The organism is Streptomyces sp. NPDC056231, from assembly GCF_048270745.1.
In the GTDB taxonomy this organism is placed as follows: domain Bacteria; phylum Actinomycetota; class Actinomycetes; order Streptomycetales; family Streptomycetaceae; genus Streptomyces.
In genome coordinates, this window is the sequence record NZ_JBLVKW010000070.1 from 1 (window position 1) to 15,103 (window position 15,103).

The following is a 15,103-nucleotide window of genomic DNA, read 5'->3' on the forward strand; positions in this document are numbered from 1 at the left end:
GGCGGCGTCCGGTGCGTGCGATCGCAAGGCGGAGGGCCGCCCCGATACCGGTCGTATCGGGGCGAGCCCGACAACGCGGCGAGCGTGCGTGCCGGACGCCGCCCGGCAGACGGGACTTTCGAAACACGCCCTAGGCCGTACGGTCGAGGGCGCGCAGGGAACGGTCGGTGATCGAGCGCGCGCCGCGCCCTATGGCGATGGTGCCGGACTGGACGAGCTCCTTGATGCCGTACTGCTCCAGCATCTTGAGCATGGCCTCCAGCTTGTCGGCGCCGCCGGTCGCCTCGATCGTGACGGCCTCCGGAGAGACGTCCACGGTCTTGGCGCGGAACAGCTGAACGATTTCGACGATCTGGGAGCGGGTCTCGTTGTCGGCGCGGACCTTCACCAGGACGAGCTCACGCTGGATCGCAGCGGAGGGCTCGAGTTCGACGATCTTCAGTACGTTGACCAGCTTGTTGAGCTGCTTGGTCACCTGCTCGAGAGGCAGGTCCTCGACATTCACGACGATGGTGATGCGGGAGATGTCGGGATGCTCGGTGGTACCGACCGCAAGTGAGTCGATATTGAAGCCGCGGCGGGAGAACAGGGCCGTGATCCGGGCGAGGACACCGGGCTTGTTCTCGACCAGGACGGAGAGCGTGTGCTTGCTGGACATGGAGTCGGTCTCTCTCTGTCTCTCAGTCGTCTTCGTTGTCGCCGAAGTCGGGGCGGACACCGCGGGCGGCCATGACCTCGTCGTTGGAGGTACCGGCGGCGACCATGGGCCAGACCATGGCGTCCTCGTGGACGATGAAGTCGATCACGACGGGGCGGTCGTTGATGGAGTTTGCCTCGGCGATGACCTTGTCGAGGTCGGCCGGGTCCTCGCAGCGGATCGCGTAGCAGCCCATGGCCTCGGACAGCTTGACGAAGTCCGGGATCCGGGTCCCCTTCGCCGGGGTGCCCTCGGTGTCGGCGCCGGAGTGCAGCACGGTGTTGGAGTACCGCTGGTTGTAGAACAGGGTCTGCCATTGGCGAACCATCCCGAGCGCGCCGTTGTTGATGATCGCGACCTTGATCGGGATGTTGTTGAGCGCGCAGGTGGTCAGTTCCTGGTTGGTCATCTGGAAGCAGCCGTCGCCGTCGATCGCCCAGACCGCACGGTCCGGCATGCCGGCCTTCGCGCCCATCGCGGCCGGGACCGCGTAGCCCATCGTTCCGGCGCCGCCGGAGTTCAGCCAGGTGGCGGGCTTCTCGAACCGGATGAAGTGCGAGGCCCACATCTGGTGCTGGCCGACGCCCGCCGCGAAGATCGTGCCCTCGGGGGCCAGCTCGCCGATGCGCTGGATGACCTGCTGCGGCGAGAGGCTGCCGTCCTCCGGCAGGTCGTAGCCGACGGGGTAGGTCTCGCGCCAGCGGTCGAGGTCCTTCCACCAGGCGGAGTAGTCGCCGACGTGACCGTCGGTGTGCTCGGCCTGGACCGCCTGGACGAGGTCGGCGATGACCTCGCGGGCGTCACCGACGATCGGCACGTCGGCGGCACGGTTCTTGCCGATCTCCGCCGGGTCGATGTCGGCGTGGACGATCTTTGCGTACGGGGCGAAGCTGTCCAGCTTGCCGGTGACGCGGTCGTCGAAACGGGCTCCGAGGGCGACGATCAGGTCGGCCTTCTGCAGCGCGGTGACGGCGGTGACCGAACCGTGCATGCCCGGCATTCCCACGTGCAGCGGGTGGCTGTCGGGGAACGAACCGAGCGCCATCAGGGTGGTGGTGACGGGCGCTCCGGTGAGCTCGGCGAGCACCTTCAGTTCGGCGGTGGCGCCGGCCTTCATGACGCCGCCGCCGACGTACAGCACGGGGCGCTTGGCCTGGGTGATGAGCCGGGCGGCCTCGCGGATCTGCTTGGCGTGCGGCTTGGTGACCGGGCGGTAGCCGGGCAGGTCCTGGGTCGGCGGCCAGCTGAACGTGGTCTGTGCCTGCAGGGCGTCCTTGGCGATGTCGACGAGGACGGGGCCCGGACGGCCGGTGGAGGCGATGTGGAAGGCCTCGGCGATCGTGTGCGGGATGTCCTCGGCGCGGGTGACCAGGAAGTTGTGCTTGGTGACCGGCATCGTGATGCCGCAGATGTCGGCCTCCTGGAAGGCGTCCGTACCGATCGCCTGCGAGGCGACCTGGCCGGTGATCGCGACCAGCGGGACGGAGTCCATGTGCGCGTCGGCGATCGGGGTGACCAGGTTGGTGGCGCCAGGGCCCGAGGTGGCCATGCAGACACCGACCTTGCCGGTGGCCTGCGCGTAGCCGGTGGCGGCGTGGCCCGCACCCTGCTCGTGGCGGACCAGCACATGACGGACCCGGGTGGAGTCCATCATCGGGTCGTACGCCGGAAGGATGGCGCCGCCGGGAATGCCGAATACCGTGTCGGCCCCCACCTCCTCAAGAGACCGGATGAGGGACTGCGCACCCGTGACGTGCTCAACGGTGGCGGGGGACGATCCGCCGCTACGGGCCCGCGGCTGCGGATGGTGGGCCCCGGTGGCCTGCTCGGTCATCGGCATTCTCTTCTCGAAGCTGAGGGTTTTTGCGGGGTTTTGGGGTGTACCTGTGCAACAAAAAACCCCTCGTGCCGTGAGGCAAGCGAGGGGAGCGCGTCGGAGTGGTCTGCAGAGTGCCAACGAGGGCCTCTGCTTCAGCCGACGCGCTTTCCAAGTACGAGAATTCGGGTGCGCATGGCATTGACCCTCTCTCCGACGCGCCCGACGTGTCAAGTGGGTGGGACGGGCGTCTCACCATGTGAGCCGCTGAGGAGTGGGATCGAGCCGCCTGCCAGGACGGGCTGTGCGACCGGGCCGCCGGGCACCGGGAACTCACCGCGGGCCAGTGCGCGGCGCAGCCGGTACTCGTCCAATGGCCCCGAGAAGGCCATTCCCTGCCCATGCGTACAGCCCATGGCGCGCAGCGCGAGGACCTGCTCCGGTACGTCGACACCGTCGGCGACGGACTGTAGACCGAGATCGCAGGCGATCCGCAGCAGCCCGCTGGTGATCTTGTGCAGCCGGGCCGATTCCACGACGCCCTCGACGAGACCGCGGTCCAGTTTCAGTACGTCGATGGGGAGCCGGCGCAACGCGTTGATCGCGGCGTAACCGCTGCCGAAGCCGTCGAGCGCGATCCGTACGCCGAGCCGGCGCAGCGCGACGAGGCGCTGCTCGAGCTCGTCGAAGGAGACCCGGGGGTCGCTGTCGGAGACCTCGATCATCAGTGCCCCTGACGGCAGGCTGTAGCGGGTGAGGAGAGCCTCGACGGAACCGATCGGCATTGCCTTGTCCAGCAGTCTGCGGGCGGAGAGCCGGACGGCCACGGAGACGTGGTGCCCGGCCCTGGCCCGGTCCGCGGCCTGCTCGACGGCCTCCTCGAGGAGCCAGCGGCCGAGCTCAGCGGTGCGGTCGCTGTCCTCGGCAACACGGAGGAACTCGGCGGGGGTGAACAGGATTCCCTGGGCGGAGCGCCAGCGGGCCTGTGCGGCAACGGCGGCGACATTGCCGGTGGCGAGATGGATCACGGGCTGGTGGAGCAGGGCGAAATCGCCGTCCCGCAGGGCGGTGCGCAGCCGGGCCGCGAGTTCCGAGCGTCGTACGACGTCGGCCTGCATCTGCGGGGCGTACAGCTCGACGCGGTCCTTGCCGCTCGCCTTGGCCCGGTACATGGCGAGATCGGCGTTGCGCATGAGGTCGGTCGGGGTGATGGCGGGCTCGGCGAAGGCGACGCCGATGGAGGCGGCGACGCGGACGTCGCCGCCGCCGATCCGGTAGGGCTGGGAGAGCGTGAGGCGCAACCGGTCGGCGATCTCGTGGACGTGGTACTCACGCGCCGACTGGTCACGGGTGCCGTCGCCGAGGATCAGCGCCGCGAACTCGTCGCCGCCGAGGCGGGCGGCGGTGTCCCCCACTCGTACGGACTCCTGGAGGCGGCGGGCTGCCTGGATGAGCAGTTCGTCGCCCGCCTGATGGCCCAGCCGGTCGTTGACCGCCTTGAAGCCGTCGAGGTCGATGAAGAGCACCGCGGTGCCCGGGTCGCCGGAGCGGCGGCCACCGAGGGCCTGCCGGACCCGGTTGGTGAACAGGGCGCGGTTGGGCAGGTCGGTGAGCGGGTCGTGCTCGGCGTTGTGCTGCAGCTGGGCCTGGAGCCTGACCCGTTCGGTCACGTCCCGGCTGTTGAGGATCAGGCCGCCCTGGTGACGGTTGACGGTGGACTCGACATTGAGCCAGTCACCGGTGCCGGACCTGAACCGGCACTCGATCCGGGTGGTGGGTTCCTCGCTGGGCGGGGCGGCCAGAAACCGCCGCACCTCGTGGACCACGCGCCCCAGGTCCTCGGGATGGATGATCGAGGCGAGCTCGGCGCCGATCAGGTCGTCGGCCTCGCGTCCGTACACCCCGGAGGCGGCGGGGCTGACGTACCGGAGTATTCCGGTGGGTGCGGCGATCATGATGACGTCGCTGGAGCCCTGGACCAGGGAGCGGAAGTGGTTCTCCTTCTGCGCCAGCTCCTGAGTGAGGGCGATGTTGTCGACGAGCATGATGCCCTGCCGGACGACCAGGGCGAGCACCACCGTGCACCCGGTGAACACCACGACGCGGTCCACCCTGTGACCCTCGATGACGTTGTAGAGGATGCCGAGGGTGCAGACGGCCGCGGCGAGATACGGCGTCAGGGCGGCCAGCGAACCGGCGATCGGGCGGCTGGTGGTCCGTGCGGCGGGGCGCTGTTCGACAGCGTTGTCCGATGGCCGGTTCGCACGCCAGGGGGCGTACGCGAGGAGCAGCGATCCGGCGAACCAGCCGGCGTCCAGCAACTGGCCGGAATGGTAGGTCTGACGGAGCAGCGGCGAGGTGAACAGCGCATCCGACAGGACGGTCAGGGCGAGCGCGGCGATGGCGGTGTTCACCGCGGAGCGGTTGACGCTGGACCGCCGGAAGTGCAGGGCGAGGACCATGGAGACCAGCACGATGTCGAGCAGCGGATAGGCGAGCGAGAGCGCCACGCGGGCCACGCTCGTCCCCCCGGTGTCCGCGAGGTGCGCGGTGTGGGCGAGGGCGAGGCTCCAGGACGAGGTCAGGAGCGATCCGCCGATCAGCCAGGAGTCCAGTACGAGGCAGACCCAGCCGGCCCGGGTGGCGGGGCGTTTGGCGAGGACGAGCAGTCCGACGATCGCGGGCGGGGCGAAGCAGAGGTAGAAGACGTCGGCGAGGGACGGGGTGGGCACCGGGAGCCCGAGCACCACCTCGTACCACCCCCAGACGGCGTTGCCCCCGGCAGCCATCAGCGAGGAGAACGAGAACAGCAGCCAGGCGGGCCGGAATCGGCTCTCCGCGGCGCGCGCGTAGCGGAAGCAGGAGACAGCCGCGATCAGGGCGGCACCGCTGAGGCCGAAGTCACCCATGACGAGTGCCAGTTCGGACGAGCCCCAGCCCAGGGCCGCCCCCACGGCGTAACCACCGCAGACCAGGCCGAGGAGGATCTGCGAGACCAGCCCGGAGGCCCCGCCGGCGGTCGGTTGCCGGGAGAGGAGCGCCCCGAGTGCGCTTGCCGGGGCGCTCACCGGGGTGCCCCTGATGTCATCGGATGGGCGCGGGCCCGGCGGGGGGACCGGCCCGGCGGTCGCCGCCGACCGCTCTGTCGCGTCGGATCGTTCGTCCATCGGCCATACATCGCCCGTCGACCCCCTCGCCTTCCGCTGCCACCCCGGTGCCGCCCCTTCCGCAACGCAGCCCCCCATCCGGGACGATACACCAGACTCGTCACGCAGCGACATAGCCACTTCACTCAGCGTGACGGTCTGGGGAGTTGTCGACACGGTGAGCTGCGGAACGGATCCGCAGCATGGTCAGCCGGTGGTGAGTACGACGTTCTGCACCGGCTCCCCTGCTGCGAACCGGGTGAGCTGGCCGGCCAGCAGGCGCTTGGCACGCGGCAGGAATGCCGAGGTGCTGCCTCCCACATGTGGCGTGATCAGGACGTTCGGAGCATGCCAGAGGGGATGGCCGGCGGGAAGCGGTTCGGGGTCGGTGACATCGAGGGCGGCCCGCAGTCGGCCGGACTCGAGTGCGGACAGCAGGGCCTCGGTGTCCACGACACCACCGCGCGCGACGTTCACGAGCAGTGCGCCGTCCGCCATCGCGGCCAGGAAGTCGGCGCCCACCAGCCCTTGTGTGGAGGCGTTCAGCGGAGTGGACAGGACGACGATGTCGGCCTCGGGCAGCAGTGCGGGCAGGTCGGCGAGCGCGTGTACGGGGCCGCGCACAGTGGTCCGTGCGGAGCGCGCGACGCGCGCCACCCGCGCACACTCGAAGGGCACGAGCCGGTCCTCGATCGCGGCGCCGATCGATCCGTACCCCACGATCAGTACGGACTTGTCCGCGAGCGCCGGGTAAAAGCCGGAACGCCACTCCTCCTTGTCCTGTCCGTGGACGAATCCGGGGACGCCGCGCAGCGAGGCGAGGATCAGAGCGAGGGTGAGCTCCGCCGTCGAGGCCTCGTGGACGCCCTTGGCGTTGCACAGCCGCACCCCGGCGGGCAACTGGCCGAGCCCTGGCTGGACATGATCGATGCCCGCGGAGAGCGTCTGCACGACCTGCACGGCCCCCATCCCGGCGAGCGGTCGGACCGCGATCTCCATGCCCTTCATGTAGGGGACAACGTAGAAGGCACAGTCCGCGGGATCGGCGGGGAAGTCCTGCTCACCGTCCCAGAACCGGTAGTTGAGACCCTTGGGGAGCCCTTCGATCTCGTCGGCCGGAATCGGCAGCCATACGTCGGGAGTCTTCGTAGAAGTCATGGTCAGGAGGCTATGCGAAGCCCGGCGGGCGGCAGAGGTTACGTTTGGGTGCGGTGCGGTCCCCTGACGGCGGGGCCGAGTGCCTCGCCGGGCGGGGTACCAAGGAGGGTTCGGGGAGTTGGAGCGCAGGAGTCTCGGGGCGGCGGCGCTCGCCGTGGGTGCGGTCGGACTCGGCTGCATGCCTATGAGCTGGGCGTACACCGCGTCGCAGCAGCGTGGTGACCGTGCGTTGCGCGCCGTGCACGCTGCGCTCGACGCGGGTGCCGACCTGCTCGACACGGCCGATATGTACGGCCCCTTCACCAATGAGCTCCTGATCGGCAGGGCGTTGAAGGGGCGCCGGGACGAGGCGTTCGTCTCCACCAAGTGCGGGCTGCTGGTGGGCGATCAGCACATCGTCGCCAATGGCCGTCCCGGCTATGTGCGCCGGGCCTGTGACGCGTCGCTGCGCCGGCTGCAGACCGATGTGATCGATCTGTACCACCTGCACCGGGCCGACCCCGAGGTGCCGGTGGAGGAGACCTGGGGGGCGATGGCGGAACTGGTCACCGCGGGGAAGGTGCGGGCGCTCGGGCTGAGCGCGGTCGGGGCACGGGCCTCGCGCCGGCCGGGGGCACGGATGCATGACGGAACGATCCGGCAGCTGGAGCGGGTGCAGCAGGTCTTTCCGGTGAGCGCAGTCCAGGCGGAGCTCTCGGTGTGGTCGCCGGAGGCGCTGGACGCGCTGCTGCCATGGTGCGAGGCGCGGGGTGTGGGCCTGCTGGCTGCGATGCCGCTGGGGAACGGCTATCTGACGGGCACGCTGACGCCGGGTCAGGGCTTCGAGCCTGACGATCTCCGGGCCAGGCATCCGCGGTTCACCGCCGAGATGATGGCGGCGAACCAGCCGCTGGTGGTGGGACTGCGCCGGATCGCCGAGCGGCACGGGGCGACTCCGGCCCAGGTGGCGCTGGCCTGGGTGCTGCGGCAGGGCCCGCATGTGGTGCCGGTGCCGGGCACGAAGCGGGAGCAGTGGGCGGTGGAGAACGCGGCGGCGGCAGGGCTGGAGTTGACAGCACAGGATCTGGCCGAGATCGCGCGATTGCCGCGGGCACGGGGGTCGTGGGACTGAGAGCCTGTCGGGTGACCTCTGATCGGATAGCGGACGCGGTCTGGTGCGTGCGATTCCAAGGCGGAGGAGGGAGTCAACGCGGAGCGTTGGTGACTGACGACAACGCGGGAAGCGTGCGTGCGAGGGCGTGGCCGCCCGGCCGGAGGTCACCCGACAGGCTCTGAAAGCGGGGGTGCGCGGGTCCTGCACCCGCCGAGAAAGTTCGTGGGCTTGCGGAACCCGGAGCCGGGCTGCGGTGTAGGAACAGTAGTCAGGCAGCCGTCGAAGGGACCGGTGCTGTGCGCATTGCTGTATTCGAATCGCCGAGAAGCACTGCGGGACACCCGCGCGTCCTCCCGGGCGCGCGCCGCGTGGCGGTGGCCACGCTGGCTGCGGGCTCGCTGCTGCTGTCCGCGGGATGCTCGTCGAACGACGACTCGGGAGACACGCGGGTCCGCTCGACGGGCACACCCGACACGGTGACCTCCTCACCGTCCTCCACTCCACCCTCAGCAAAGGGCTCGGTGAAGGTGGCGTCGACGCTGACGAAGGGGCTCGCTTCTCCATGGGGGCTGGCGGAGCTGCCGGGCGGCGATCTGCTGGTGTCCTCCCGCGACCGGAGAACGATCACCCGGATCGACGGGAGCACGGGTAAGCAGACGCGAGTGGGCACCGTGCCCGGCGTGTCACCCGCCGGGGAGGGCGGGTTGCTGGGAATCGCGGTCTCCCCGGCGTTCGGCACGGACCATCTGGTGTACGCGTACTTCACGACCGCGTCCGACAACCGCATCGCCCGCATGCGCTACGACGGGACCGGCAGGGCTCCCGGCCGGCAGCTGGGTGCACCGCACACGATCCTGCGGGGCATCCCGAAGGGCTACATTCACAACGGCGGCCGGATCGCCTTCGGCCCGGACGGCATGCTGTACGCGGGCACGGGCGAGACAGGGCAGACCAGGGAGCTCTCGCAGGACAAGAAGTCCCTGGCGGGCAAGATCCTGCGGATGACCCCGGACGGCAGACCGGCACCGGGCAACCCCGTGCCCGGCTCGCTGATGTATTCGTACGGGCACCGCAATGTGCAGGGTCTCGCCTGGGACGGGCAGAAACGGCTGTGGGCGTCCGAATTCGGGCAGGACACCTGGGACGAGCTGAATCAGATCGTGCCCGGCGGGAATTACGGCTGGCCGAAATACGAGGGCAAGGTGGGCAAGGCGGGTTTTGTCGACCCCGTGGCCCAGTGGAGACCGTCCGAGGCATCCCCGAGCGGGATCGCCTTCGCCCAGGGCTCGATCTGGATGGCGGCCCTGCGCGGTGAGCGGCTCTGGAGGATTCCGCTGTCCGGCAACCCGGGCCGGGAACCTCTGGCGGCCCCGCAGTCGTTTCTGCAAGGGCAGTACGGCCGTCTGCGCACGGTGCTCGCAGCGGGCAGCGACAGACTCTGGCTGGTCACCAGCAACACGGACACCCGCGGCACCCCGAAGCCGGGAGACGACAGAATCCTGGTGCTTCAGGTGCGGTAGCGGCGGCAGGCGACAGAAGGTGAAAGGGTGCGAGCCGTTGTTCAACTTCTTCGAGGAACTCTTCGCCCCGAGCCGTAAGCACGCCACGGAAGAACAGAAGCGGTTGGAGCTGACCCGGGTGGATCTGGGCACGGGCGACCCTGCCCGCGGCCCGGTGGACCTGAGCTCGGGAAAGGTGACGGTGCGCGTCCCCGGTCCTGAGGGGACCCCGTCACCCCCGCCGCCGCCCCGTCAGGGCCCAGCAGACACGGAGGCCCCCTCAAGCCGCTCAGGCCCGTGCAGCGATTGAGGACGGAACGGTCACCGGACGGCCCGGGTACCCGCTCCCCGCACCGGCCCCGCTTCTTCACCCCGATATGCCGGTCGGTCCAAGAGGTGCTGACAAAATGGGAGCGCGAGCCGGGCGCCCATTGTGTGAGCTCCTCCAGCCAGGGCGTGTTTCGAAAGTAGCGTCGTCCGGCCGTAGGGCGGGCCGGGCGGCGTCTGGTGCGTGCGATCGCAAGGCGGAGGGTCGCCCCGATACCGGTCGTATCGGGGCGAGCCCGACAACGCAGCGAGCGTGCGTGCCAGGCGTCGTGGCGGGACTTTCGAAACACGCCCTAAGACGCCCCGTTGCCCGGGTACAGGCGGAGGCGGTGCGCCAGGGCCGCAGCCTCGCCGCGGCTGGAGACGCCGAGCTTGGCAAGGATGTTCGAGACATGCACGCTCGCGGTCTTGGGTGAGATGTACAGCTCCTCGGCAATCCGCCGGTTCGTATGCCCCGCAGCGACAAGCCGGTGCACGTCCTGCTCGCGCCTCGTCAGCCCGAACGACTCCACTGCCGCGACGGCCGCCTCCTGGAGCTGGTCCTCGGAGTGCTCCCGCTCCGGGGCCCCGCCCATGGAGCCCGCCTGGGCCGGGACGGTGACGGCGACCGGAAGCTCGTCGGGCGAGGGGGCGAGCGGGATGCGCGCGCGGCCGGCCAGCAGCTCTATGGTCTCGGTCAGCGGGCGCGCACCGAGCCGTTCGGCGATGCCGTGGGCGTCGCGCAGGAGACCGGCAGCCGTGGCACGGTCACCGGAGGCGACGAGGATGGCCTCCGCCCAGCGGTGGTGGACCTGGGCCTGTTCGTACGGGCGGGAGAGGGGGGCGAAGGCGCCGGCCGCGCGGGACCAGTGGTCGGGGGTGTCGGCGCCCTCCGCCCGGGCCAGCTCGGCGTTGATCAGCAGACCGTACGCGGCCCAGACCTGGACGAACATGGGCAGCTGCCCCAGGTGCTTACGGATGAGGGCGAGGACCGCAGGCCGGCCGGGCTCCATGGCGGGCAGCCCGCGGGCGTCCGCCTCCGCCGCGGCGGCGGTATGCAGGAGCGGCAGCGCGTACCGCTCGGTGCCGGGCGGAAAGCCCTGCTCCGCCTGCGCCTCGAAGGCGGCCCGCGCCTCCAGGAGGCGCCCCTGCTGCACGGCGAGGGTCATGGCATGACGCACGGGATTGATGAGGTACTGGGGCTGCGGGTCGCGTGACCCGAAGTTCCGCCGGGTCAGCGCGAGCTGGACCTCGGCCTCCGCGAAGTCGCCCCGGGCGAGGGCCAGCTCGGTGCGGATCGCGGCCACGAGGCCCTGCGCCTTGCTGGATTGTGCGGTGCGGGCCGCCGCATCCGTGGTCGCCCGGCTCTCGTCCCAGTGGCCGAGGGAGAAGTACGACCTCGCCTGGTTGGCGCGGACCCACGCCTCTATGTCGGCAACACCGTGGCTGTGGCAGACCTCGATGCCGTGGTCCGCGGCGGCGACCGCTTCCAGGGAGCGGCCCATGGCTTCGAGCGTCGAGGGGAGGTTGATGCTGGCGCGGCCCATGAGGCCCACGAGGTGGAGTTCATCGGCCCGGTCGCGGACGGCGTACATCTCGGCGATGCCCTCCTCGATACCGCCCGCATCAGCAGTGAGCCAGCCGCGGGTGAGCCGTGCGTGAAGTTCGATGTACTCGTCGCCGACGAGCTGCGCGTACTCCACGGCCCGGTCGACTGCGGCGAGCGTCTCCTCGCCGGGGCGGTGCATGGCACCCCATCCGGCCACGCTCATGAGGACATCGGCGTGAACGGCGGACGGGGGCAGGCCACGGACCAGATCCTGGGCGATGGCCAGTTCCTGCCAGCCGTCGCCCCGGGCGAGGTCCTGCATCAGCCGGGAGCGCTGCACCCAGAACCAGGCGGCCCGAAGCGGGTCGGGGTCGCCGTCCAGGACCCGTATGGCCTTCTTGGAGATGGCGAGGGCGCGTTCGCGTTCGCCGCCGAAACGGGCGGCAACGGTGGCTTCGGCCATCAGGTCGAGATAGCGGAGCGGGGTGGTCTCGGGGTCACAGCCACAGGCCGGGTAGACCTCTGCGTAGTCGATGGGGCGCAGGGTGCGGCGTATCTCGTCGGGGACGTCGTCCCACAGTTCCATCGCGCGTTCCAGCAGCCGGAGTTGCTCGGTGAAGGCGTAGCGGCGGCGGGCCTCGACGGAGGCCTTCAGTACGGCGGGAAGGGCCTTGGCCGGATCGTGGGCGCCGTACCAGTAGCTGGCCAGGCGCGTGGCGCGTTCGCCCGTGCGGACGAGCGTGGGGTCGGCCTCCAGCGCCTCGGCATAGCGGCGGTTGAGGCGGGAGCGTTCGCCGGGCAGCAGGTCGTCGCTGACGGCTTCGCGGACCAGCGAGTGCCGGAAGCGGTAGCCGTTGCCCTCCCCCGTGGTGAGCAGCAGGTTGGCGCCGACGGCTCCGCGCAGCGCCTCGATGAGTTCGTCCTCGGCCAGTCCGCAGACCGCGGCCAGCAGTTCGTACTCGACGGTGGAGCCGCCTTCGGCGATGATCCGGGCGATCTTCTGGGCGTCCTCGGACAGCGCTTCGACGCGGACGAGGAGGAGGTCGCGGAGCGAGTCGGAGAGTCCGGCACTGTCGCCGCACTCCAGGCTGCAGGCGAGCTCTTCGACGAAGAAGGCGTTGCCGTCGGAGCGTTCGAAGATCTCGTCCACGAGGGCGGGCTCGGGGGTGGCCGCGAGAATGCCGGTGAGCTGACGGCGAACCTCGGCGTGGCTGAACCGGGCGAGTTCGATGCGGCGGACGGTGCGGAGACGGTCCAGTTCGGCGAGGAGGGGGCGCAGGGGGTGGCGGCGGTGGATGTCATCGGCCCGGTAGGTACCGATGACGACGAGGCGGCCGCTGCGCAGCGTGCGGAAGAGATAGGCGAGGAGGTGACGGGTGGAGGCGTCGGCCCAGTGCAGGTCCTCCAGGACGAAGACGACGGGCCGGTCCGCGGAGATGCGTTCCAGCAGACGGGCGGTGAGCTCGAAGAGTCGGGCGGTGCCGTGCTCGTCGGTGGCGTCCCGGTCGGCCTCGCCGAGTTCGGGGAGGAGCCGGGCCAGTTCGCCTTCCTGTCCGGCGCAGGCAGCGGCCATCTCGTCGGGCAGGGTGCGGCGCAGGGCGCGCAGGGCCGTGGAGAACGGGGCGTACGGCAGCCCGTCGGCGCCGATCTCCACGCAGCCGCCGACGGCGACGACTGCCTCGCGGCGGCCGGCCGCGATCAGGAACTCCTCGACCAGCCGCGTCTTGCCGACGCCGGCCTCGCCACCGATGAGCAGCGCCTGCGGCTCCCCGGCGCCGTCGGGGTGTCCGCCGGTTGCGCGGACGAGCGCATCGGTGAGCAAGGTGAGTTCGCCTGCGCGACCGACGAACACGGGACTGACAGACCTGGTCTCCACGCCGCCGAGCATCGCACATGGGTGCGACACCGCGACGGCGGGAGGGAATTCGGTGGTCATCTCTCGCCCGTTACGCGGCGTGGACGAACCTGCTCCGTAGCGAACTCACCGCCCCCTCGTCCTCCTTGTGTCCGGATCGGCGAGCGGCGCGGCGGTCCTGGCGGACCTGCCGAAGGATGCGCTCGTGCTCGGCCCGGTGCAGGAGTTCGGCTTCCCTGATCTTGTGGAGGCTGTACGCGTACATGTGGTTCTCCTGGATGTCGACGGCCCGGTGGGGCCTGGTGGAGGGGCAGTTGGTGCGACGGTCCCGGTTCTGCCGGGCTCGTTCTCTGCCGTGCTTCCACTTTCCTCTTCCAGGGGGTGTCGCCGCATCGGGCGACTTCCGCATCTCTGCGGGGCGGGGGTCCTTAGGCGCAGGCGGCGGGTGCCGCATCCGAGCCCAAGCCCCCCGGGCAGATGCCTTAGTGTTTCGAAAGTCCCGCCTGCCGGGCGGCGTCTGGCACACACGCTCGATCGGCCGTCTCCGGCCGGGCCCGGTCACCCGCCCCAGCTGCGGCCCGGTCACCTGTCTCAGCCGGCGGCGCCCGCGGTCGGCAGGGCAACGATGAGGTCGAAGTACATGCCGACGGAGATCAGTACGCCGAGGACACCGAGTGCGATTCCGGCGGTCGCCACGGCGCGGACCCAGCCGGGCTGCGGGTCCCTGGCAGGTGCGCCGAAGGCCGGGCGGACCAGGGCGAAGACGCCGACCAGCAGGGCGAGGAACGCGAAGAGGCCGTTGACAAGGGCGGTGGAATGCCAGGCGTCGCCGTAGATCTCGGAGATCTGCTGGGCCACGGAGCCACCGGAGGCGGTCTTTATCTGGCCCAGCAGGGTCTCCCGCTCGGCGGCGACCCGGCCCGGCCATGCCCCGGTGAGGCCGACGACGCCCAGGCCGACGGCGACGACGGCCGCGGCGGCCGCGCCGAGCCCGGACGGCGCCCGGTGGATGTCGTCGCCCTTCGGTTCGAAGTCGAGGTCCGGCTCGGAGTCGAGGTCCGGCTCGGAGTCCGGATCGGCGCTGCTGCCGTGCCCGGGACCGTCGCCCGGCGCCCGTCCGCCCTCGGCCTCACCCTCCGCCTCGTCGGACACATCGGAAGCGTCCGACGCGCCCTTCACAAGGGTCGTGGACGTCGCGTCCGGGGCTTCGGGCTCCTCGGTGGCAGGGGCTTCGGTGGTCTTGGACGTCGTGGGGTTCATGCGCCGCACGCTAGGCGGCCTGGATGAGAACGCTCTGAGAGGAGCTCACAGAATGGGCGCCCGGCTCTCATGGTGTGAGCTCCTCCAACGCCCGCGGCCGTTGCGGTACCGCCCCGGCCCGGAGCGGACCCGCACCGGGCAGCGGTCCCGTCTCAGCCCCGCTGAGCACGCCACTCGGGTGCCAGCACGGACCAGATCTCCGAGTCGTGCCGTGTCCCCCGGTACGGGTAGCTCTCGCGGAGCACCCCGTCGCGCGTCATGCCGAGCCGCTTCGCGACCGCGACACTGCGGGTGTTGGCGGAGGACGCCACCCACTCCACGCGGTGCATCCCGCGCTCCTCGACCGCCCAGTCGATCAGCTTGCGCACCGCCCGGGTGACCAGACCGCGCCCCTCTCCCGCGGACTCCAGCCAGCAGCCGACCTCACAGTTCCCGGACTCGGTGTCGAAGATCCGGAAGAGGACGCCGCCGACGAGCGTGCCGTCCAGCCAGATGCCGTACAGCCGGCCCGTGTCGGCCGCCTGCTTGTCGGCGTACCGCTGCAGCAGGGCACGCGCCGATTCGAGATCGGTGGCGAAGGTCGCGAACGGGATCCACGGGTCGACGAGCTCGCGGGCCCGGTCGATATGCGCGAGGAACTCCTCCGCCTGCCAGACTTCCAGCGGGCGCAGTTCCGCACCGTCGTCACCCAGGGATACCGCGAACATCGTGCTCCTCCAACTGC

General features: G+C 70.5%; 11 protein-coding genes. 3 read left to right on the top strand and 8 right to left on the bottom strand.

Features of this window, described 5'->3' with window-relative positions:
- Window positions 1–130 precede the first annotated feature (130 nt).
- The 4 genes from ilvN to ACNPQM_RS34590 all read right to left on the bottom strand — a co-directional run bounded on the left by ilvN (window position 131) and on the right by ACNPQM_RS34590 (window position 6,817).
- A complete protein-coding gene (ilvN, locus tag ACNPQM_RS34575; RefSeq protein ID WP_266981212.1) occupies window positions 131–658 on the bottom strand; it encodes an acetolactate synthase small subunit in 528 nt (175 codons plus the stop codon).
- A 22-nt stretch (window positions 659–680) separates the two neighbouring features.
- Window positions 681–2,537, bottom strand: coding sequence for an acetolactate synthase large subunit (locus ACNPQM_RS34580; protein ID WP_418087074.1), 1,857 nt, complete (start codon window positions 2,535–2,537; stop codon window positions 681–683).
- Window positions 2,538–2,743: 206 nt separating this feature from the next.
- On the bottom strand, window positions 2,744–5,581 hold the full coding sequence (locus ACNPQM_RS34585) for a putative bifunctional diguanylate cyclase/phosphodiesterase (RefSeq protein WP_418087075.1): 2,838 nt from the start codon (window positions 5,579–5,581) through the stop codon (window positions 2,744–2,746).
- Window positions 5,582–5,866: 285 nt separating this feature from the next.
- Window positions 5,867–6,817, bottom strand: a complete 951-nt coding sequence (locus ACNPQM_RS34590) for a 2-hydroxyacid dehydrogenase (RefSeq protein WP_418087076.1) — start codon at window positions 6,815–6,817, stop codon at window positions 5,867–5,869.
- A 118-nt stretch (window positions 6,818–6,935) separates the two neighbouring features.
- On the opposite strand from ACNPQM_RS34590, the gene ACNPQM_RS34595 reads away from it, so the two are divergent.
- From ACNPQM_RS34595 to ACNPQM_RS34605, 3 genes are all read left to right on the top strand, one after another.
- Entirely contained in the window at window positions 6,936–7,928 is a 993-nt protein-coding gene (locus tag ACNPQM_RS34595) for an aldo/keto reductase (protein ID WP_418087077.1), read from the top strand.
- A 356-nt stretch (window positions 7,929–8,284) separates the two neighbouring features.
- Window positions 8,285–9,430: a PQQ-dependent sugar dehydrogenase gene (locus ACNPQM_RS34600; RefSeq protein WP_418087090.1), complete on the top strand. Its 1,146-nt coding sequence runs from the start codon at window positions 8,285–8,287 to the stop codon at window positions 9,428–9,430.
- Between the two features lie 118 nt (window positions 9,431–9,548).
- Window positions 9,549–9,719 carry a DUF6191 domain-containing protein gene (locus tag ACNPQM_RS34605; protein WP_418087091.1) on the top strand — a complete coding sequence of 57 codons (171 nt, stop codon included), beginning with the start codon at window positions 9,549–9,551 and terminating at the stop codon, window positions 9,717–9,719.
- 310 nt (window positions 9,720–10,029) lie between these two features.
- Here ACNPQM_RS34605 and ACNPQM_RS34610 read toward each other — a convergent pair whose 3' ends face one another.
- From ACNPQM_RS34610 to ACNPQM_RS34625, 4 genes are all read right to left on the bottom strand, one after another.
- A complete protein-coding gene (locus ACNPQM_RS34610; protein ID WP_418087092.1) occupies window positions 10,030–13,152 on the bottom strand; it encodes a helix-turn-helix transcriptional regulator in 3,123 nt (1,040 codons plus the stop codon).
- 58 nt (window positions 13,153–13,210) lie between these two features.
- Window positions 13,211–13,384: a hypothetical protein gene (locus ACNPQM_RS34615; protein WP_418087078.1), complete on the bottom strand. Its 174-nt coding sequence runs from the start codon at window positions 13,382–13,384 to the stop codon at window positions 13,211–13,213.
- Window positions 13,385–13,710: 326 nt separating this feature from the next.
- Complete coding sequence (locus tag ACNPQM_RS34620) at window positions 13,711–14,379, bottom strand: hypothetical protein (RefSeq protein ID WP_418087079.1); 669 nt, start codon at window positions 14,377–14,379, stop codon at window positions 13,711–13,713.
- A 152-nt stretch (window positions 14,380–14,531) separates the two neighbouring features.
- The gene (locus ACNPQM_RS34625) at window positions 14,532–15,086 is read right to left on the bottom strand and encodes a GNAT family N-acetyltransferase (protein ID WP_358862615.1); all 555 of its coding nucleotides are present in this window, start codon (window positions 15,084–15,086) and stop codon (window positions 14,532–14,534) included.
- Window positions 15,087–15,103 lie beyond the last annotated feature (17 nt).

What these genes read in the sequence shown, in the direction of transcription:
- ACNPQM_RS34625 (WP_358862615.1), bottom strand. Translation starts at nt 15,086, where the DNA reads ATGTTCGCGGTATCCCTGGGTGACGACGGTGCGGAACTGCGCCCGCTG.
- ACNPQM_RS34615 (WP_418087078.1), bottom strand. Translation starts at nt 13,384, where the DNA reads ATGTACGCGTACAGCCTCCACAAGATCAGGGAAGCCGAACTCCTGCAC.
- ACNPQM_RS34610 (WP_418087092.1), bottom strand. Translation starts at nt 13,152, where the DNA reads ATGCTCGGCGGCGTGGAGACCAGGTCTGTCAGTCCCGTGTTCGTCGGT.
- ACNPQM_RS34590 (WP_418087076.1), bottom strand. Translation starts at nt 6,817, where the DNA reads ATGACTTCTACGAAGACTCCCGACGTATGGCTGCCGATTCCGGCCGAC.
- ACNPQM_RS34580 (WP_418087074.1), bottom strand. Translation starts at nt 2,537, where the DNA reads ATGCCGATGACCGAGCAGGCCACCGGGGCCCACCATCCGCAGCCGCGG.
- ilvN (WP_266981212.1), bottom strand. Translation starts at nt 658, where the DNA reads ATGTCCAGCAAGCACACGCTCTCCGTCCTGGTCGAGAACAAGCCCGGT.
- ACNPQM_RS34620 (WP_418087079.1), bottom strand. Translation starts at nt 14,379, where the DNA reads ATGAACCCCACGACGTCCAAGACCACCGAAGCCCCTGCCACCGAGGAG.